Source organism: Methylocella sp. (genome assembly GCA_037200525.1).
Taxonomy (GTDB): domain Bacteria; phylum Pseudomonadota; class Alphaproteobacteria; order Rhizobiales; family Beijerinckiaceae; genus Methylocapsa.
Map to the genome: position 1 here is coordinate 2,895,599 of JBBCGG010000001.1, position 17,678 is coordinate 2,913,276.

Below are 17,678 nucleotides of genomic sequence, written 5' to 3' on the forward strand. Positions count from 1 at the left end.
CCATTCCATCACGCCGCGCCTGTCGGAACCTTTGCCCGAACATCGTTGGCGGGCGGCATACGGCTCCTTCTGACGCACGTGCCGACGCGCTCGAATCTAGGACCGCATCAACTTATCTGCCGTCGAATAGAACAGCGGAGCGCCAGAGCTGTGGCTTGATCTCTTGATGCGCGCTCAAGAGGACTGAAGAAAGTCAGCCCAACCGCATTGTCTTCCTGGCGAGCCGGCCGCGAGTCTTTTTTTCGCGGCAATTGCCCCATGTGTGTCCGGTCACTGCTCCACGTAGCCGTAGCGAGCATAGCTTTCGTGGTAGGAGAAATGACTGACGTCTCCTTCGTAACGCGACATTTTTGCAAGGTCGACCTTATTCATCGCGACGCCGAGAAGGCGTTCGCGAACTTCCGGCGTTTTTTGCAGCGTATCCTGAGCCAGGCGTCTGTTGGTGCGCGCCCACTCTATGACGTAGATAAAGGAATCGATGAAGTTAGCCGCCGCCCTTGTGTCGACGATGGGCACGATCGGCGGAAGATCGACGATCACATAATCGAACATCTCGCGCAATTGATCGAAAAAATGCTTCGCCGCAAGAGATCCCAGTATTTTATTTGAGTGCAGGAGTTTGCCCGTTACGCCTGCGGGCAGAAAGTGCAATCCAGTCGAGGGATCGGTCAACATTGCATCAGCGATTTCGGCTCGTCCGGCGATGACATGGACGAGGCCGATGGATGCGTCCGGCGCGATCTTTTGCGTGAGAGATGGATTGCGCAGGTCGCAGTCGACCAAGATCGTGCGCTCGCCGGCGTGAGCTATCAAATGCGCAAAATTCGACGCAATGGTTGACTTTCCTTCGTTCGGCAAAGTCGACGTAACGCCGATGACCCTGTTCAGTTTTGCCGGGCCGTTGAGGTCGGCGACGAGTTGCAGCAGGCGCAAACCTTCAGCGAATTGCGAGAAGGGCGAATCCACGGCATGGCGCAGTATGTCGCCGACTGGAGGAACGGCTCTTGTAGCCGCCGGTCCGCGATCGGACGCGCCGTCGTCGCGAGGCGATGCTTTATCAGACTTAAGCCCCGGCAACATGGTGACGCAATTGGTTTTGAAGATCTCCTCGACTTGGGAGCCGGTGCGGAAAACGCGGTCCGACATTTCGCGAAAAAGCGCGAGGCAGAAGCCGAACGCCAAGCCGCCGGCGCCAGTCATCCCCATGACCATGAGGTTGTTGGGTTGGCTTTGCTTGGTCGGGGCGATCGCCGGCCCGATCAGCCGGGAATCGTTTATCGGGAAAGACTCCTGCTGAACCGCGTCCATGTAACGCTGGAGAAAGCTGTCGTAAATCGTCCGGTAGCTTTGCGCTGCGCTCTCGAGTTCCAGCAATTTGACCTGAGCGGAGTTCGTGCTCTGCGATTCCGCGATGACGCCTTTAAGGCTGTTGGTCAAACTCTGCTCGCGCGCGGAAGCGATCTCATAATCACTCTTGTAGCTTTCGGCGATCTTCCTCATTTGGTCGTCGATGTTGCGCCGGATCTCCTGCATCTGCGTGCGCAAATTGACGGTCGCCAGATGGTTCTGGCCGTATCGCGCCGAGAAGATGCGCTCGCGCGCTGCATAATCCACATATTGATTACGCAAGCGGACGATGACCTCGCTCTTCAGACCATCGGCCACGGATGCGTCCGGAAGGCCTTGATCGATCACCGCGTCAACGCGGTCGAGGCGAGCCTTCGCTTCGGCGGTCGAAGCCCGCGCGGTGATCAGCTGGGTGTTCAATTCAGAAAGTTGCTGTTCGTTGACGAGCAGACCTTTGCCGCTCTCGACGATATTGTTCGCCCGCTTGAAATCGACCACTGCCCGCTCTGCGGCCGACGCTTCGGTCCGCAGTTTCGTAAGACTGTCCTGCAGCCATCCGCCGCCGCGGCGGGCGGTTTCATATCTCGCGTCCAGTTGTTCTTTCAGATAGGCGTCGGCGATGGCGTTGGCGATTTTGGCTGCTTTTGCAGGGTCGCGGGAACGAAAGCCGATTTCCATCACATAGGTCGAGCCGGCGCGAACCACGCTGCGGCGGTTTTCAAAAGTGGCGAGCGCCCGGTCGGTTAATTCGGCTTCCGAAGGGGGAGCATCCGACTTCATGATGCTCTGAGCGCCCAGCAAAGATCCAATCCATCTCGGGATCAAGTCTTGGCCGTCGCCAACAAACTCGGGATCATGCGTGAGTTGCAATGCGTCGATCACCGCCAAGCTTATCTTCGGCGATTTCAGTATCTCAACCTCCGTCTGAACGGCGCCAGCGTCGACGGGAGGGGTGGCGACCGTCGGCTGCTCCTTCAGGAATTGCGTTTTGCGCGTGTCGATCACCATTGTTCCTATGGCGGTATAGCTCGGCGGCGTGATGTATAGATAGAGCGCTCCGAGAGACAATGCGCATAATGTAATGACGAGAATAGTCCAGGACTGCCGCTTGACCATTCCGATTGCCGAATGAACAAGGTCGATAACGGACAAATCGCTCTGGAGGCCAAGATCGCCGTTGGCGGCGGCGGGCATATTGCCCAATGGGTTGATTTGCAGCATCGCTTCAATAAGCCTTTGATCGTTTTAAATAAACAATGCCCAAGCGGCTCGTGAAGGACGCCTCCCTGCTCAGCCAGGACCGGGAAGCCACCCCGCCGGAGTCGGCGACGTGTGAGAAGGTTTGGTTATTTTCACAGTTCTAATCTTGGGCGACGATATCGGCATCAAAAACAGCATGGCATGAATGACGGGATAATATTGACGGCAATCGACGTTCATCATCTTTCATTCGGAAGCGTCAACTAGATAGATTGCATGTCAAAATATGACCGTCCTATTGCCCTCAACAAAAAATTATCTTAGCATGATTGAAATTGCACCTCAACTCAGCGCATTTCAATAACGAAATTGGGTATTATAGCTATATTTTATGGTTTATTGGGATCGTAAACAATTGCGCCCAACATTTGAAAAGCACCACGCCGAAGCCCTTGCATCAAGGGCTGCCGCAATGATCGGCTCAAGCGCTGCGTTGAAAATCCGCTTCTTAGCCATTGTCGGGTGCGACGCTCGTTTTGATAATTGGCAACGTGAGTCCCTCGTCATACGAGGCATATTTCTACAATATGCAGCATCGCGACATGACGCGCCTGTTCGCACACGCTGAATGGCGTCCGTGGTCTTTGACGTGTCCTGCTCAGCCCGGGGCGCGTCGCCGACGGCGGCGAGCATTGATTGTCTCTATCTTCGGACGCGCAAATGTCTGTCGGCGCTGGGCATGGTCATGTCATTCACGAAGCCTCCTGCACGATCCGCTGAGCGTGGCAGCCCGCCGAACTCAATCGCCGAGATTGGCGCCGAAAATGTCGGAGGGAGATTGATGCGGCGAAGCTCCAAAATAATGTACGCGCAATTTCTCATTTATGCGTTCGTGGGAGGCATGTCGTTCCTCATTGAGTTAACCAGCTTCCAAATGATGTTATTCATCCGCATTCCGCTTATTTTGGCGTCAGTGGCGAGTTTCATATTTGCAAACGTGGCAAACTACTTCCTTTCTTTGAAAATTGCTTTTGTTGGCGGCCGATTCAGCCTAGGCGTCGAATTGCTGCGTCTTTCGCTCGTCGTGCTGATCGGCCTCGCGTTGAACACCCTGATCGTCGTGGGTCTAGTCGATGGCCTCGATATGATCCCCGCGGTCGCGAAAATCCTCACCCTTCCGGTTGTTCTGGTCTGGAATTTTATCGGCCGGTCCCTACTGGTCTTTTACCCCGATAAGCTGCCGGCGGCGATTGCTTCGACGTTTTTGAACGAGGATTAGCCGCTCGGGTTAGTCGCACTATCCCGCCGGCGTTTCCTTAATCTTTCCTTTGGTGAAACGAGGCCGGCCACGCAAGAACCAAATCCCCGATACACTCTTTGTGGCGGCCGAGGCGATGCTGGCCGGGATCAAATGGAGGAAAGTCAGCTGGCGCCGCGGCGTCAACGGTCCTCTGAGCGCCCGCTTCGTCGCCCAACGCATTCGCGTCGCAGACGGGCCGCCTCAGCGTATCCTCGATAAAGGTCAGCAGCATATAGCGAGTCACGGTTACTTTTCGCCGGACGATATTTATTTGCAAACGGCTGCGACGAAGCGCTGTTTGAGGTGATCGGCCAAACGCAAGGTCATCGCGACTGCCGTGAGCGTCGGGGGCGCCGTGCCGACTGTCGGAAAGACCGAACCGCCGGCCACGAACAGGTTGGCCACGCCGTGCACCCGGCAGTTGCGGTCGACCACACCCTCACGCGGGTTGTCGGCCATGCGCGTGGTGCCGAGCTGGTGCCAGCCTCCTTCCACCCCGGTTCGCGGCCAGGATTCGACCTCGTCCGGGGTCAAAGGCTCGAGTCGGCCGATGTTCAGCCGCTGCAGTTCCTCGCCGAGCAACTCTTCGGCGCGCACGATAGTGCGTCGATCGATCGGCAGGGTACACCAGTCCAGGCAAGATCGGTTCAGTCCCAGGCGGTCGCGCGCGTGATCCAACGTGACGCGGCTATCGCGATTGGGCGCCTGCTCGGACTTGCTCTCCAGCACGTAGTGCTTGACGAAGGCCTCGGTGCGAAAGGCCTGCAGGAATCCGCTGAACGTGGTGCCCGGCAGGTTGGCGATGATGTTGCCGATGTCGCGCGCGGTGATGCCCTTTGGGCCATAGGGCGGCGCCCGCACAAAGGGATCCAAGCTGCGTGACTGGCTGAGGGTGAGCACGAGTTTGCGCAGAGAGGCGAATCCGGCGCCGGCCTCGCCCCGATACTCGGCGTGAAGATTCGCGGAATAGCCCAGCAAAGCCTCGTGCTCTTGCTGGGCGGGGGTAAGGGACAGGCGCGCCGCCAGGCCGCGGCCGTAATATTTGAGCCCGTAGAGCGCCAGGGCCGGGCGCTTGGCGTTAAGGAACATTCGGCGTTTGGTGTGCGGATGTTCCGTAAAGTAGCGGCCGACGAGATCGTGGTCGTTCCCCAGCCCTAAGGGCGCAACGTCGCGCGAGAGCAGCAGCTGGCGAGCATTCTCGATGCCGCCGGAGGCCAGAACATAGATCTTGGCGCGCACGCGGAAACGGGCGCCGGTCAGGCTGCCCGCACGCATGCTGGCGACTTGGCTGGCGTCGTTGGTGACCTGAATGCCCATGCCGGTGGCGTGCAGCAGGCACATGATCCGCTCGGAGCGTCTGATTTCGTCGAGGTAGACCCGGCCGAAGCGGGTCGGCGGGCTGAACTGATAGAGGTGGGTTTCGAAACGCGCCGGGTCGGCCGGGATGACGCCGGCGCTTGGATCGGCCAAATGCGAAACCGCCGCCGCCACATCGAAATTGTCGCGCCGAAGTTGGCAGATCTCCTGGGCGCGCGGATAATAGGGTGCGAGTTCTTTGGCGCCGAATGGCCAGCCGCTGCATGGAACCCAGTCTCGCCGTTCAAAATCCAGGGCTTCGAGCGGACGGCACCAGCCGCCCCAGCCGTTGGTGTTGCCGCCGATCATGCGCAGTTGGCATTCGGCCAGGGGCCAATAGGGCAGGCCGAGATTCCGGCCCTCATAAAGGCTGTTGGTCTGCGAATCGTAGTCCATGCCGCCGCTTTCGAGCAGGCAGACATTCAACCCACTAAGATCGAGTGACCGCGCGAGGGTTATGCCGGTCGCGCCCGCGCCGACGATGCACATGTCGGTCTCAAGTTCGTCGTCCTGCGGAATGCGTCGTCCGTCAAGGATCATGATGGCGACATGGGGTCTGCAACATCGCTCTCGATCCTATTCTCATCTGCCGCCTTGCCCACCTTGTGATTCGCCTCAGCGCTCGCTATTGCTGCGAGGCATGGCCATTCGCTCCTGCACTGCCTGATCCCCGCTTGTTTGCGCCATCGCCGCGTTCGCTCGTTGCCGGAGTTTCAGCTCCCGCGCCGACGACCGTCGCGAGGTGCCGCGCAGTCTGCGCCGCGGCCGGCGATAGGCTCGGATCCGCCGCCACCCTGATCCACTGGTGCGCCTTGGCCGCCGCCAGGTTCGTTCTCGCCTCCGGGCTCATTTCTTGCGCCGCGGGCATTTGCGGCGATCCGATTAGTCGCCGCATAGTCCGGCGGCTCGGTATGCTCAGCGTCGGTCTCACGAATGCCGGCGAGCGTCGGACGAAACGCGCGCGCTGGCGCGATGACCGTGCGCCGCGGCTCGGTCGCGAGCATCCAATCGAAAATCGCCGCGAATATCGTCATTGATCGGCTTACCGAGACATTTAACGCTCTGAAAGACCCGAATGAGGTAATACTTGAGTTTGTGGAGGCGCTTGCAAGGCGTGGCGATATTGGCTTCCCGCAAACATTGCCGGACATACGTAGATTCGAACTGGACGTGAGCGAAAAGATCGCCGTGGGGCCGAAGCGCATAAAAGGCGCAAACGCGTCATGCGCCTAGAACGCAATTATGGCTTCTATCCTAGAGCCTAACCTCTTCTTGCGGCGTCCTGAGCGGCGGCGTCAGCGCCGACTTCAACAATTTCGCCAGTAGAATAAGCCGTCGCTTGGAGTGCGGAAGGTTTTCGTGGGACGGATTACATTTGGGGGAGTGGAAGTCATGAGAATTGTTTGCCGCGGCATGGCGAAAACTCTGTTCCCACGGCTGCAATTTTCCAAATGAGTTATGCGAAACGAATTCCTTCCCTAGATGGCTTGCGTGGGATCGCAGCGATCGCGGTCACCCTGTTCCATTTCAGCATTTTCTTTCTGCCGCAAGCGCACCTCTCCGATATGCTGCCATTCCTAGGCCACGCATATCTTGCGGTTGACCTTTTTTTCATGCTCAGCGGATTCGTAATCGCTCACGTCTATGGGCGCTTGCTAGCATCGAATTGGCGGGCGCACTGGATGCAATTTGCAATAGCGCGCTTCGCTCGCATTTACCCGTTGTTTGCCCTTACGACGCTGGCCATGGTGATAACTGTCGTTCTATCCGGGACGCCACTAAAGTTTGTGTCGTTTTCCGATGGATCGTTAGTGCTTCAGCCGGTTCTGCTGCAACAATGGTACGGCGGCGGCCTAAGTTGGAATTACCCATCGTGGTCCATCAGCACCGAAGCGGAAGCCTACGTTTTTTTCGTCTTCTCCGCCGGCCTACTCGTCACGGGAAAATATCCGCAGCTGATGGCCGCCTGCTGCGTAGCCATCCTGGCGTCGCTAAGTATCGCTCACGGCGGAAGCTTAAATTTCGTCCAGGGCGTTCCCGCGCTGGTCCGCACTCTCTCTGAATTTTCAATTGGCGCGCTCATCTATCGTGCGCATTCGGGGGGAGCCGCGCTCCTAATAAAGCGAGCTGGAATTCTCACAATTTTATTCATGGGCTTGGCGATCATAACGCGCCAGGATTTCTTTACCGTGGGCGCGTTCGGGTGCCTCATATTTTATGGCGTCAATACAACGGGCGTTGCGGGCAGGCTGCTAAACTCGCGCCCGGCGGTCGCTCTCGGCAACTGGTCGTATTCAATTTATCTCAGCCACGCGCCTACGCATTACGCTGTCATGGTAGCGTTTGCCGCGAGCGGTCATCCGATCAACGATCTAAGCTCAGCGAACGCAAGATTGCTGGTATTGGCGACGGCTCTGGGAGTCGTGGCCATGGCGGCTGTCAGCTACGAATATTTCGAGACGCCGGCGCGCCGCTTACTGATGGGCGCAATCATGAAGGCGTCGCCTCACATGCGGCCGATCAGCCGCGCGCAGACATGAAAGCGCTCGCTGCAGGCGTGGCCGCCTGCCGAAGCTTCGCGACAATCTCCTCAGGTTTGTATCTCTTTCGCGCCATTTCGATTCCTCCTTCGCCTCTGAAAGCGATACCTCAGGGAGGATCTCTTTTCAGGGGAAGACCAATAAAGTGAGACGCCATATCGCTTTTGCCAGAGACCCGTTTGGGCGATGACGGCGCAATTCGAAAGCCTATAAAAAGTAGAGACGGAAAAATAAGGACGCGCCGATGGCCATTTGGATTTTATGGGCGATTTTGCTGACGCTGTGGGGTCCGCCTTTCTTGCGCCTGATCTATGGCTTTTTCGCCCTGCTGGTCCTTATGCTATGCTTAGCGCAAAGCAGGAGCGCGCCCTGATGATGTGTAAAGTCGTCGAATTAAATCTTTCGCATGCGAAAACGGGAAAGTTGTGCGTTGAGGACGGCGATTGAGTGATTCATGTTTCCCCAGATTTGGCTTCGACGGATGTTGAAGCGTTGGATGAACTTCGCTGGGGACTAGACGGCCTTTTGCCGCGAGGAGGCAGTGGTCTGCCCCCTGAAAAGTGATCCTCCGTGAAGTATGGGCTTATGAGCCTGATGGAGGACTGCGCAATGCCGAGGAAAAGACACAAGGCGGAAGAGATCGTCGCGAAGCTACGGCAAGTCGAAGTGCTTAGCGCGCAAGGGCGACCGGTCGCGGAGGCGATCCGCTCGATAGGGGTGACGGAAGTTACATACTATCGATGGCGGTCGGAATACGGCGGCCTGAAGGGCGATCAGGTGAAGCGGCTGAAGGAGCTGGAGGCGGAGAATACGCGGCTCCGTCGAGCGGTGTCCGATTTGACGCTTGAGAAGCTGATCCTGAAAGAGGCTGCCTCGGGAAACTTCTGAGCTCCGCGCGTCGTCGCGCCTGCGTGGAGCATGTGATCGCCGAACATGGCGTTTCCGAGCGGTTCGCTTGCCGGGTTCTCGGTCAGCATCGCTCCACGCAGCGCAAGGTTCCGACCAAGCCCGATGACGAAGCGGCATTGATCGCCGACATCACGGCGCTCGCCATCCAGTACGGCCGCTATGGCTACCGCCGCATCACGGCGATGTTGTGGGAGCGAGGCTGGAAGGTCAACGTCAAACGGGTCGAGCGGATCTGGCGACGCGAGGGGCTGAAAGTTCCGGCCAGACAACCCAAGCGCGGGCGTCTCTGGCTCAATGACGGCTCGTGCGTCCGGCTGCGCCCGCAATGCCCCAACCACGTCTGGTCCTATGACTTCGTCGAGGACCGCACTCATGATGGCAGGAAATATCGCATGCTGAATATCATCGACGAATTTACCCGCGAATGCATCGCGATCAGGATTAACCGGCAGCTGAAGGCAGCGGACGTCATCGACGTTCTCTCGGACCTCTTCATCTTGCGAGGGGTTCCGATCCACATTCGTTCCGACAACGGCCCGGAGTTCATCGCCAAGGCGTTGCGTGACTGGATTGCCGCCGTCGGCGCGAAGACCGCCTACATCATGCCGGGCAGTCCCTGGGAGAACGGCTATTGCGAGAGCTTCAACTCGAAGCTGCGCGACGAGCTTTTGAATGGTGAAATCTTCTACACTCTCAAGGAGGCGAAGGTCGTCATTGAGCGATGGCGACGCCACTACAACACCGTGCGCCCGCACTCATCGCTGGGCTACAAGCCGCCAGCCCCGGAGACCCTGCAATGGCCGGCTTCGCAATCCGGACCAGCTTCGCCCGCCACGCCAGCAATAGCGCCAGGGCCGACAATGCACTAACATTCAAACTGGATCACCCCATGGGGGCAGGCCAGAGATCGCCCGCATAGTCGGTCTCGCATCGCCGGAGGTTGAGACCTTGCTGCTAGAGCTAGAACGAAACGGTGTGTTCTCCCGCGATCGCAAAGGCGTAATTTATTCCCGTAGGATAGTTCGTGATGAAAAGAAGTCTTCTTTAGCACGGAAAAATGGGAAAAACGGTGGCAACCCAAGCCTCAGTAAACAAAAGGAAATTCCTGCGTCGGATAAGGGTGAGGTTAAGGATAGACTTAACACCCATAAGCCAGAAGCCATAAGCCATATACCAGAAGCTGCTAGCGCAGCTGGCGCGCTGGTCGATTTTAAAAAATCGATCATGGATGCCTTCCGGCAGGCCGGGTCACAAAAGTTTCCGAATACCCACCGAGCTGAAATTTGGATCTCGCAGGGCTGCAAACCGGAGATTTGCATCGCCGTGATCCGGGAATGCCTGGCGAGAAATCCTTCGATTTCCAGCTTGACATATTTCGACGGCGCAATCCGTGAAGCGCATGAGAAGGCCCCGGCCATGCAGACGGCCGCGCCTGGGCCGAAAGAGATCAGCGACGCCGACTGGCGGTTGTGGATGCAGCGCTACAAATCGGGCGATGGCCCATGGCCTGCGTCGCTGGGGCCTCGCCCGCGAATGGGCGGTTGTCTCGTACCCGCACACGTCCTTGCAGAATTCTTGCCCGCCATCATCGCGCTCGAGAAAGAGCGCGCGCCGCTTGCAGGTGTCTCATGAATCTTTCTCGAAAATCCAACGTGATCGATTTCGCCGCCGCGCGCGAAGCCCGGCGCCGGCGCGCTTCAGCCGCCATGGCTCACCAAATGGTGGAGATCGCCTCATGCCAGGCGGAAACCATTGCGACCTTCTGGCGGATGATGTTTTGGGCGGTATGGGAGCGGAGGCCATGAGCGAAATGGTCGAGCGCGCACGCGCAATAGTAGAGGATGAAATGGCCTCCGCTACAGGATCGAGAATATCGAGCAAATTGGCACGAAGGCTTGTCCGCGCGGTGATAGAGGCGATGAACGAGCCAACTGAAGCGATGTTGCTTTCGGCCACCTCGAGAGATTACTTCGTCGGCCACATCGATACGATCGATGCAAATATCGTCTTCACCGCCATGGTCGACGAGGCGCTGAAATGACCGGGTCCTCTGTGCTCGTCGAGCTCATGCCCCGTCTATCCACTGCCCATCTCATGGCCATGGAGCAGCGTCTCGTCGCCCGCCAAGACGCCCACACCAACAATCAATGCCTGCGGTGGTCTCCCCGAGAAGAGGCAGCATTGATCCGCGTCAGGTCTGAATTATTCCGGCGCGCCGCGGCTGATGAAGCCCAGCGGCAGCCATCATAGAGGCCAAATCCATGACCAAGAAACGCAAAAAGCAGCAGATCACGTTGCCAGGATTAAACTGCTCCGTGGAATTGGAGCCAGCCTCAATCCAAGATCCATTCGAACCGGCGAAGCAATTGACGGTAATGAAAAACATCCGCGTCCACCCGCTCGACAGCATGGTGGCGAGGAAAACAATCAACGCCCCTCAGAAAGAAGCCGGTGATCGCTTCCTCGAGCTGTTCGACCGCGCAGAGATCGGGGGCGCCCGCGCAATTGACTACAGCCAAGTCAAAGTTGACATCTCGTTCACGCATCGTGGCCTTCCCAAGGGCGTCGCCGAGGCGGTTCAGGAATTGAAGGAAATCCGCCAGCATCTCGGCGCCCGGTATTATGCGCTTCTCGTCAGCGTCATAGGCGATCGGATGGCTGTTTATGATTTGGCGCGCGCGCGCGATAAGGCCGAGAAGCCCACATATGCAACGCTATCCTATTTTACCGCAGCATTGCGACTTGCGCTCGATGATCTCACGGAGTTTTGGGGAGTTGGGATCGGCGCGACGCGCCCACGCCGACATCAATTCGAGATGAGTGTGGAAAATGAATTGGAGCATAATTAGGCAGTTGACTTATTAGAGCAAATCAGCGACGAATCTGTAACGTACAAAATCACGCCCGGCCGCAAGGTTCGGGCGTTTTTTGTCGCGGAAAGGCGCAGTGGTAGCGCGTCCGGCTCATACCCGGAAGGCCGTCAGTTCAAATCTGACTTCCGCAACCAAGTTTTGAGAAGACCAACACTCGTTGAAGCTGCTGATCACAGCTGAGAGAGACTTCTGTCGCGCTAAGGTTGGATGAAGCGCGATGCAGAGCCGGCCTAAGATAATCGCGTTGGGGGTGCGCTAAGCCGACAGCCCCCGCCAGTTTGGTGCCCGATCATCCAAAGGATGGTCCCGGAAAAAACGATGGCGAGTAGCGAAAGCGGCCGCGCCGTGGGCCGGAGTTTCGATCGGTAAGAGGCCTGTGCCGTCAACGCTTGCGGCAAACTCATAGGGCTAGCCTCTTCGCAAGCGCCCGTTGTCGGCCGATCGGAAACAATTCAGGATTGAGAAATGCCCGTCCTGACCAATCCCAAGCATGAACTCTTCGCCCAGGAGCTTGCAAAGGGATCGACGGCAGAGGCCGCTTACGCCAAGGCAGGATACACGCCCAGCCTCAAGAATGCTCAGCGTCTGAAGTCAAATGAGGGTATCCGGAGCCGAGTTGAGGAAATCCTGAGCCAAGCCGCTCAAAAGGCCGGCGTTACCGTCGAGCGCATAGCTGAAGAGTTGGTCAAGATCGGCTTCTCGGACATCCGCAAGGCAGTGAGATGGCACAGCGCCAGGATCACTGAAGAGGACAATCCGGACGGCGGCGACGTCCTCGTGATCAAGAATATCGTTACGAACACCGTTGAAATCATCGCGAGCGACGAGATCGACGATAACACTGCGGCCGCCATTGCCGAGGTCAGCCAGAATGAAAAGGGCGGCGTCAAAATCAAATTCCATGACAAGCTCTCGGCGCTTGAGAAGCTCGGCAAGTTCGTGGGCATGTTCAAAGATCGGCTGGAATTGAGCAGCGACGGCAGCGTGGAATTCAAAACCATCTATGAAAGCCGTCCGCGAGATTGAGCGCCGCGTCCGTTGGTATCAGCGGCCTCTCCACGAATATCTAATCGGCGGCGGCAAGCGGGCCATAGAAATTGCTCATCGCCGCTGGGGAAAGGATGAGATCGCGCTCGCGGTGACTTGCGAATTGGCGCACCGGCGCGTGGCGTCCTATTGGCATTGCCTGCCGGAATATGCCCAGGCTCGCAAGGCGCTGTGGACGGCAGTCAACCCGCACACTGGGAAAAGGCGGATTGACGAAGCCTTCCCTCCCGAGGTGAGGGCATCGACGAATGACCAGGAAATGTTCATTCGGCTGAAAAACGGCTCGACCTGGCAGGTGATCGGGTCGGATCGCTATGACGGCCTTGTCGGCGCCGGCGTCGCAGGCGTCGTCTTCTCGGAATGGGCTTTGGCCAACCCGATCGCTTGGGCTTACATCCGGCCGATGCTGATCGAGAATAACGGCTGGGCCGCGTTCATCACGACGCCTCGTGGACGGAATCACGCCAAGTCCATGCTGGATATGGCGAGAAAGACGCCGGGCTGGTTCGCTGAAGTCTCGACGATAGAGGATACCGGCGCGCTGACACCGGCGCAGTTGGCAGAAAGCCGGGCCGAATACGTCGCGCTCTATGGCGAAGATCTCGGCAATAATCAATTCGAGCAGGAATATCTCTGCTCCTTCAATGCGGCGATCCTCGGCGCTTTCTATGCGCGTGAGATGGCGTCGGTTCGTGCTGAGGGCCGGATCCGCGATATCGGGGTTGTCGAAGGCCTCCCGGTTCATACGGCGTGGGATCTGGGCGTCAGGGACTCGACGGCAATCTGGGGGTTTCAGATTTTGCCGGGTGGTCTTCACATCCTCGATTATTACGCGGCCCATGGCGTCGGCGTTCAGCATTACTCCGATGTTCTGAAGCGCAAGCAGAAAGAATACGGCTGGACGCCTGGCAAGGACTTCGTCCCGCATGACGCCAAGGTAAAAGAGTGGGGCACGGACCGCACCCGCGTTGAGACCATGCTTGAACTCGGGCTGCGGCCGCACGTCGTGCCCCGCAGTTCGGACGCGGACGGTCATCAGGCGATCCGCTCGACACTGCCGAAATGCATCTTTCACCCCCGGACGGAAGATATGGGCATTGCGTGCCTTGAGAGCTATCGGCGGGAGTGGGACGACACGCTGAAGGCGTTCCGAGCGAGCGCGCTGCACGATTGGTCGTCGCACGGAGCTAAAGCGTTTCAGTATTTGTCGCAGGCCTGGCGCGTCGATATCCCGGAGCCGGTGAAAGATACGCGGTTTCAACCGTTGGAAGAAACCACGCTGGACGAGCTCTGGGAAGACCGGGGACGTCGGCATAGGAGTGGGCGGATATGACCGACGAGATGGACAATACCGGCCAATCTCGCGGCGGTTACGATTCCGATGGCGCGGCGCCCAGCGCAAAAGAGCGCGTTGAAGCAACCGGAGAGAAATTCACCAAAGAGAACGCCGAATACAAGAAGGGCAAGCCCTTTCACCGCTGCGGTCTCTGCGAATATTACCGCGCGCATAAATGCGATCTGGTCGCTGGGTACGTTGAGCCCATGATGGGCTGCAAATATTTCGAGAGAGATTGATGGCGATTGCCCCGCGCGGACCATGCAAGCGCATACGTCAGTTTGCGAATTCGGACGCGGATGTGTCGCCTCCAGTAACGGCGGCCGCGGTCGATGAAGATTGCGCGGCGTGGAAGCTCCAGATCGAGTTAGCCGAAAAGCGCAGCGACCGTTGGGAGCGCCGCTGCAAGCGGATCATTAAGCGCTACCGCGAGGAGCGGCCGGACGAAGGCCAGAACGTCGGTTTGCCCATGAGGATGAATCTCCTCTGGTCGAACGTTCAGACGCTTCAGCCCTCAATCTATGGGCGCGAGCCGGTTCCGATCGCCGAACATCGGTTTTTGGATCGCGATGTCGTCGGGCGGGCCGCGGCGCAAATTCTCGAGCGCGCGATGCGCTACGAGCTGCCGGACAGCGGCTTCCATGATACGATGGAACAATGCGTCCTGGACTTTTTGCTTGTCGGTCGCGGCGTGCCGTGGCTGCGGTTCAAACCGGTGATCGGCGCGGCGTCGAGCTTGACGGATCGCGGCGACGACGAACTTTCAGATAGAGCTGGCGATCCGCTTGACGTTGGTGAAGAGCCTTCGGATCTCGATAGGCAGGAGGAAACCGACGGCGACGCCCAAACGGACGAGGCGCCGGCGGAGCGCCTTCTCAGCGCCAATGTGGAGATCGATTACGTCCACTGGCAGGATTTCTTCACCTCGAAGGCGCGCTTCTGGAAAGAAGTTGAATGGGTCGCGCGGCGCCTGTTCCCCTCGCGCCAGGATCTGATTGACGATTTCGGCGAGGAGATCGGTAAAGCCGTCCCACTGGAGATGACGCCCGAGACGGACGAACTCAATAAGATCGGCCGCAACATCGATCAAATGCCCGATGCCATGAAAAAGGCCATCGTTTTTGAGATCTGGCATAAGCCGACGCGGAAGGTTTATACGATCGCGAAAGGGTTCGATAAGTTCCTCGAGGAGCCGCGCGAGGATCCGCTGAATCTCGAAGGCTTCTGGCCGTGCCCGAAGCCCCTGTTCGCCACGATGACGAACGACACCATTGAGCCCGTTCCGGATTACATCGAATATCAGGATCAGGCCATTGAGATCGACAATCTCACGAACCGGATCAGCCTGCTCATCAAAGCTTTGAAGGTCGCCGGCGTCTACGACTCGTCGCAGAAGCAATTGGCGCGGCTGCTTGATGAAGGGCACGAGAATAAGCTGATCCCGGTTTCATCTTGGGCCGCATTTGCGGAAAAAGGTGGGCTGTCTTCGGCGATCTCGTTCCTGCCGATCAAGGAGATTTCGGACGTTCTCGTCGGGCTCACACAGGCGCGCGAGCAGATCAAGAAAGATCTCTACGAAATCACAGGCCTCGCCGACATTATGCGGGGGCAGGCGGATCCGCGCGAGACCGCCGAGGCGGTGCAGACGAAGGGCCGTTGGGGCAGCTTGAGATTGCAACGGCGCCAGACGGAAGTCGCCCGCTTCTGCCGCGACACCATCAAGATGATGGGCGAGATTATCGCCGAGCATTTTCCAGTCGAGACGCTGATCAATATTTCAGGAGCGATGTTTGATGACGGGATCGGTGGGCCAGCCCCAGTTGCGCCAAAGCCACCCCAATCGCCCATGCTCGGACATAACGGAGGGCCGCCCCTTGGCGCTCCATCAGGGATGCATGATCCCAACGGCTTGCCTATGCCGCCGGTTCGGTCACAGCAACCCTCGGTGCCAATTTCGCCTGCGGGAACGCAAGTCGGCCAGCCTGCAACGCCTATTGGAGGAGCGCCTACCAGCGTTCCGCCTTCAAATCCGATGGTTCACGCGGCTCCGCAGCCGCCCGGTGGAGTCGGTGCACCTGCACCTGCGGTAGATCCCGACGCGCAATTTCAGATGCAGATGGCTCAATACCAAATGCAGATGCAAGCTCATCAGCAGGAGAAGCAAATCCTGATCATGAAGGCGATCGACCTTCTGAAGCAGGACAAAATGCGCGGCTTCCGCATCGACATCGAGACGGACTCCACAATCGTCGATGATGTGAACCAAGATAAGCAGGCCCGGACGGAGTTCTTGAAGGCGACGACCCAATTCATCGAAGAAAGCTTCAAAATCGGGCAGATGAACCCCGATGCCGTGCCCATGCTTGGGAAAATGCTGCTATTCGGCGTGCGAGGTTTCCGCGCCGGTCGCGATCTCGAGAGCACCATCGAGGAATTTATCGACAAATCCGAGAAGGATGCTGTCGCGAAGCAGATCGCGCCAGCGCAGCCCAATCCCGAGATCCAGAAGCAGCAATTGGAGTTGCAGGAGACGCAGGCCAAATCGCAGGCTGAGATCCAGCGAGCGCAGATCGATGCTCAGGCCTCAGCTGAGGACAATCAGCGCGCGATGGCGACCAATACGCTCGACGCTCAGGTCGCGCAGCAGAAAGCGCAGATGGAAATGGCGCAAATGCAGCGGGAGGCCGAATATCGCGCCGCCGAGCATGCACAGAAAATGGCCGAACTTCAATTGCAGGCGCAGATTGCGGCGCAGACGCACGCCCGCGAGATGGAGGCAACCGGTTTGGCGCATCAGCGGCGGATCGAAACGCTCATGGCGCCAACGCCAGCGCCGAACGGAGCAGCGTGATGAAAATTGAGTTCAGGTCTGGGTACAAGGCGAGAAAATTCATAGAAAGCGTAGTCACTGTGCTCGTCTCAGAAGACGATGACGGCAATATTGAGCGCGATCGCCCAATTTCGTTGTTGATCTCGTCGGGCCCTTATGAAGCGTCATCCGATACCGAGCTCGATCTTAAACTAAGCGAGGCAATCTGTCTGCGCGATGCGCTTTCGCTTCTAATTGAGCAGGTGAAATGAGCCGGGAAACTTTCGTCTTCCGCGACGGCAAAATGGTCCGCAAAGAGGACGCTGAGCCGCTCGATGGCGGCTTTCATCTGATCCGAGACGGTATGGAGCCGCTGCGCCATATGGCCGATGGCCGTGTCTATGACAGCAAATCGGCATTTCGCCACGCGACGAAAGCGGCGGGATGTTGTGAAGTTGGGGACCACGTATTTAAGCCGCGGGCACCCATCAAATTGGACCGCCGCGAGCGCGTCGACGCCATCAAGAAGACGATTTACGATATCAGGAACGGGAAACGAGCATGAACAGGCTAAACGATCGGTTCAGCAATCAGACTGCGGTCCAGGCAATTAGCGGCCTCACCCAATGCCAAAATGTCGCTGAAGTGGAATCCGTATCTTCGGCGGCGTCGATGATATTGAAGATCATCAACGACGTAGACGCCAATCTGGCATTGGCTCTGGACATCAAAGGCAAGTTGGTGTCTTCGCCGCCGCGTGGAGGTGAGTCTGAACATGGCAAACCGGAGCCGGTCGGACTCGTTGGGGCGTTGCATGAGCGACTGAGCGAGCTTTCCTCTCGAGTGGCGCAGACCAACGTCGCCTTGCGCTGCATTGACGTGGCTCTCGGCTAGCGAATATGGCGGCGACGATGGACTGGAGACCTATAGTCGAGGCTCCAACTGGGATCGTGCTGCTAGT

20 protein-coding genes, 1 tRNA gene and 1 pseudogene are annotated in these 17,678 nt (G+C 58.0%); 19 read left to right on the plus strand and 3 right to left on the minus strand.

The annotated features are described in order from the left end of the window. Window positions 1-270: 270 nt before the first annotated feature. Window positions 271-2,463, minus strand: a complete 2,193-nt coding sequence (locus tag WDN46_14150; GenBank protein ID MEJ0094526.1) for an AAA family ATPase — start codon at window positions 2,461-2,463, stop codon at window positions 271-273. Window positions 2,464-2,475: 12 nt separating this feature from the next. Between WDN46_14150 and WDN46_14155 the strand changes: the two genes are divergently transcribed. The 3 genes and pseudogenes from WDN46_14155 to WDN46_14165 all read left to right on the plus strand — a co-directional run bounded on the left by WDN46_14155 (window position 2,476) and on the right by WDN46_14165 (window position 4,079). Further along, window positions 2,476-2,622: a hypothetical protein gene (locus tag WDN46_14155; protein ID MEJ0094527.1), complete on the plus strand. Its 147-nt coding sequence runs from the start codon at window positions 2,476-2,478 to the stop codon at window positions 2,620-2,622. A gap of 787 nt (window positions 2,623-3,409) precedes the next feature. After that, complete coding sequence (locus WDN46_14160; GenBank protein ID MEJ0094528.1) at window positions 3,410-3,826, plus strand: GtrA family protein; 417 nt, start codon at window positions 3,410-3,412, stop codon at window positions 3,824-3,826. A 19-nt stretch (window positions 3,827-3,845) separates the two neighbouring features. After that, window positions 3,846-4,079, plus strand: a pseudogene (locus WDN46_14165) (IS701 family transposase). A 35-nt stretch (window positions 4,080-4,114) separates the two neighbouring features. On the opposite strand, the gene WDN46_14170 reads toward WDN46_14165, so the two are convergent. Then, window positions 4,115-5,743, minus strand: coding sequence for a GMC family oxidoreductase (locus WDN46_14170; protein ID MEJ0094529.1), 1,629 nt, complete (start codon window positions 5,741-5,743; stop codon window positions 4,115-4,117). Window positions 5,744-5,828: 85 nt separating this feature from the next. Beyond that, window positions 5,829-6,071, minus strand: a complete 243-nt coding sequence (locus WDN46_14175; protein ID MEJ0094530.1) for a hypothetical protein — start codon at window positions 6,069-6,071, stop codon at window positions 5,829-5,831. A 104-nt stretch (window positions 6,072-6,175) separates the two neighbouring features. Between WDN46_14175 and WDN46_14180 the strand changes: the two genes are divergently transcribed. The 16 genes from WDN46_14180 to WDN46_14255 all read left to right on the plus strand — a co-directional run bounded on the left by WDN46_14180 (window position 6,176) and on the right by WDN46_14255 (window position 17,611). Continuing rightward, window positions 6,176-6,436 (plus strand): hypothetical protein, encoded by a 261-nt coding sequence (locus tag WDN46_14180; protein ID MEJ0094531.1) that lies wholly within the window; start codon window positions 6,176-6,178, stop codon window positions 6,434-6,436. Window positions 6,437-6,654: 218 nt separating this feature from the next. Continuing rightward, complete coding sequence (locus tag WDN46_14185; protein MEJ0094532.1) at window positions 6,655-7,743, plus strand: acyltransferase; 1,089 nt, start codon at window positions 6,655-6,657, stop codon at window positions 7,741-7,743. Between the two features lie 609 nt (window positions 7,744-8,352). Further along, window positions 8,353-9,521, plus strand: a protein-coding gene (locus WDN46_14190) for an IS3 family transposase (GenBank protein ID MEJ0094533.1) whose coding sequence is annotated in 2 segments (ribosomal slippage) — window positions 8,353-8,617 and window positions 8,617-9,521 — 1,170 coding nt in all. Because the reading frame shifts where the segments join, the coding sequence is not laid out codon by codon here. Window positions 9,522-9,600: 79 nt separating this feature from the next. Next, the gene (locus WDN46_14195) at window positions 9,601-10,284 is read left to right on the plus strand and encodes a hypothetical protein (protein MEJ0094534.1); all 684 of its coding nucleotides are present in this window, start codon (window positions 9,601-9,603) and stop codon (window positions 10,282-10,284) included. A gap of 20 nt (window positions 10,285-10,304) precedes the next feature. Next, complete coding sequence (locus tag WDN46_14200) at window positions 10,305-10,457, plus strand: hypothetical protein (GenBank protein ID MEJ0094535.1); 153 nt, start codon at window positions 10,305-10,307, stop codon at window positions 10,455-10,457. Then, on the plus strand, window positions 10,454-10,693 hold the full coding sequence (locus WDN46_14205) for a hypothetical protein (protein ID MEJ0094536.1): 240 nt from the start codon (window positions 10,454-10,456) through the stop codon (window positions 10,691-10,693). The genes WDN46_14200 and WDN46_14205 overlap by 4 nt, the downstream gene beginning before the upstream one ends. After that, entirely contained in the window at window positions 10,690-10,902 is a 213-nt protein-coding gene (locus WDN46_14210) for a hypothetical protein (GenBank protein ID MEJ0094537.1), read from the plus strand. Before WDN46_14205 ends, WDN46_14210 begins: the two co-directional genes overlap by 4 nt. 11 nt (window positions 10,903-10,913) lie before the next feature. Continuing rightward, on the plus strand, window positions 10,914-11,501 hold the full coding sequence (locus WDN46_14215) for a hypothetical protein (protein MEJ0094538.1): 588 nt from the start codon (window positions 10,914-10,916) through the stop codon (window positions 11,499-11,501). An 83-nt stretch (window positions 11,502-11,584) separates the two neighbouring features. Further along, window positions 11,585-11,659, plus strand: a tRNA-Met gene (locus WDN46_14220). 331 nt (window positions 11,660-11,990) lie between these two features. After that, window positions 11,991-12,551, plus strand: coding sequence for a terminase small subunit (locus tag WDN46_14225; protein MEJ0094539.1), 561 nt, complete (start codon window positions 11,991-11,993; stop codon window positions 12,549-12,551). Next, complete coding sequence (locus WDN46_14230) at window positions 12,529-13,905, plus strand: hypothetical protein (GenBank protein MEJ0094540.1); 1,377 nt, start codon at window positions 12,529-12,531, stop codon at window positions 13,903-13,905. The genes WDN46_14225 and WDN46_14230 overlap by 23 nt, the downstream gene beginning before the upstream one ends. After that, window positions 13,902-14,147 carry a hypothetical protein gene (locus WDN46_14235; protein MEJ0094541.1) on the plus strand — a complete coding sequence of 82 codons (246 nt, stop codon included), beginning with the start codon at window positions 13,902-13,904 and terminating at the stop codon, window positions 14,145-14,147. The genes WDN46_14230 and WDN46_14235 overlap by 4 nt, the downstream gene beginning before the upstream one ends. Window positions 14,148-14,209: 62 nt before the next feature. Beyond that, the gene (locus tag WDN46_14240) at window positions 14,210-16,759 is read left to right on the plus strand and encodes a hypothetical protein (protein MEJ0094542.1); all 2,550 of its coding nucleotides are present in this window, start codon (window positions 14,210-14,212) and stop codon (window positions 16,757-16,759) included. Then, on the plus strand, window positions 16,759-16,989 hold the full coding sequence (locus WDN46_14245; GenBank protein ID MEJ0094543.1) for a hypothetical protein: 231 nt from the start codon (window positions 16,759-16,761) through the stop codon (window positions 16,987-16,989). Before WDN46_14240 ends, WDN46_14245 begins: the two co-directional genes overlap by 1 nt. Next, window positions 16,986-17,282 (plus strand): hypothetical protein, encoded by a 297-nt coding sequence (locus WDN46_14250; protein ID MEJ0094544.1) that lies wholly within the window; start codon window positions 16,986-16,988, stop codon window positions 17,280-17,282. The genes WDN46_14245 and WDN46_14250 overlap by 4 nt, the downstream gene beginning before the upstream one ends. Further along, the gene (locus WDN46_14255; GenBank protein MEJ0094545.1) at window positions 17,279-17,611 is read left to right on the plus strand and encodes a hypothetical protein; all 333 of its coding nucleotides are present in this window, start codon (window positions 17,279-17,281) and stop codon (window positions 17,609-17,611) included. Before WDN46_14250 ends, WDN46_14255 begins: the two co-directional genes overlap by 4 nt. The last annotated feature ends 67 nt before the right edge of the window (window positions 17,612-17,678 follow it).

Bases quoted from the DNA above. Each gene is read 5' to 3' on its own strand.
- WDN46_14150 (MEJ0094526.1), bottom strand. From the start codon at position 2,463: ATGGTCAAGCGGCAGTCCTGGACTATTCTCGTCATTACATTATGCGCA.
- WDN46_14155 (MEJ0094527.1), top strand. From the start codon at position 2,476: ATGAACAAGGTCGATAACGGACAAATCGCTCTGGAGGCCAAGATCGCC.
- WDN46_14160 (MEJ0094528.1), top strand. From the start codon at position 3,410: ATGTACGCGCAATTTCTCATTTATGCGTTCGTGGGAGGCATGTCGTTC.
- WDN46_14170 (MEJ0094529.1), bottom strand. From the start codon at position 5,743: ATGATCCTTGACGGACGACGCATTCCGCAGGACGACGAACTTGAGACC.
- WDN46_14175 (MEJ0094530.1), bottom strand. From the start codon at position 6,071: ATGCCCGCGGCGCAAGAAATGAGCCCGGAGGCGAGAACGAACCTGGCG.
- WDN46_14180 (MEJ0094531.1), top strand. From the start codon at position 6,176: ATGACCGTGCGCCGCGGCTCGGTCGCGAGCATCCAATCGAAAATCGCC.
- WDN46_14185 (MEJ0094532.1), top strand. From the start codon at position 6,655: ATGAGTTATGCGAAACGAATTCCTTCCCTAGATGGCTTGCGTGGGATC.
- WDN46_14205 (MEJ0094536.1), top strand. From the start codon at position 10,454: ATGAGCGAAATGGTCGAGCGCGCACGCGCAATAGTAGAGGATGAAATG.
- WDN46_14210 (MEJ0094537.1), top strand. From the start codon at position 10,690: ATGACCGGGTCCTCTGTGCTCGTCGAGCTCATGCCCCGTCTATCCACT.
- WDN46_14215 (MEJ0094538.1), top strand. From the start codon at position 10,914: ATGACCAAGAAACGCAAAAAGCAGCAGATCACGTTGCCAGGATTAAAC.
- WDN46_14225 (MEJ0094539.1), top strand. From the start codon at position 11,991: ATGCCCGTCCTGACCAATCCCAAGCATGAACTCTTCGCCCAGGAGCTT.
- WDN46_14230 (MEJ0094540.1), top strand. From the start codon at position 12,529: ATGAAAGCCGTCCGCGAGATTGAGCGCCGCGTCCGTTGGTATCAGCGG.
- WDN46_14235 (MEJ0094541.1), top strand. From the start codon at position 13,902: ATGACCGACGAGATGGACAATACCGGCCAATCTCGCGGCGGTTACGAT.
- WDN46_14245 (MEJ0094543.1), top strand. From the start codon at position 16,759: ATGAAAATTGAGTTCAGGTCTGGGTACAAGGCGAGAAAATTCATAGAA.
- WDN46_14250 (MEJ0094544.1), top strand. From the start codon at position 16,986: ATGAGCCGGGAAACTTTCGTCTTCCGCGACGGCAAAATGGTCCGCAAA.
- WDN46_14255 (MEJ0094545.1), top strand. From the start codon at position 17,279: ATGAACAGGCTAAACGATCGGTTCAGCAATCAGACTGCGGTCCAGGCA.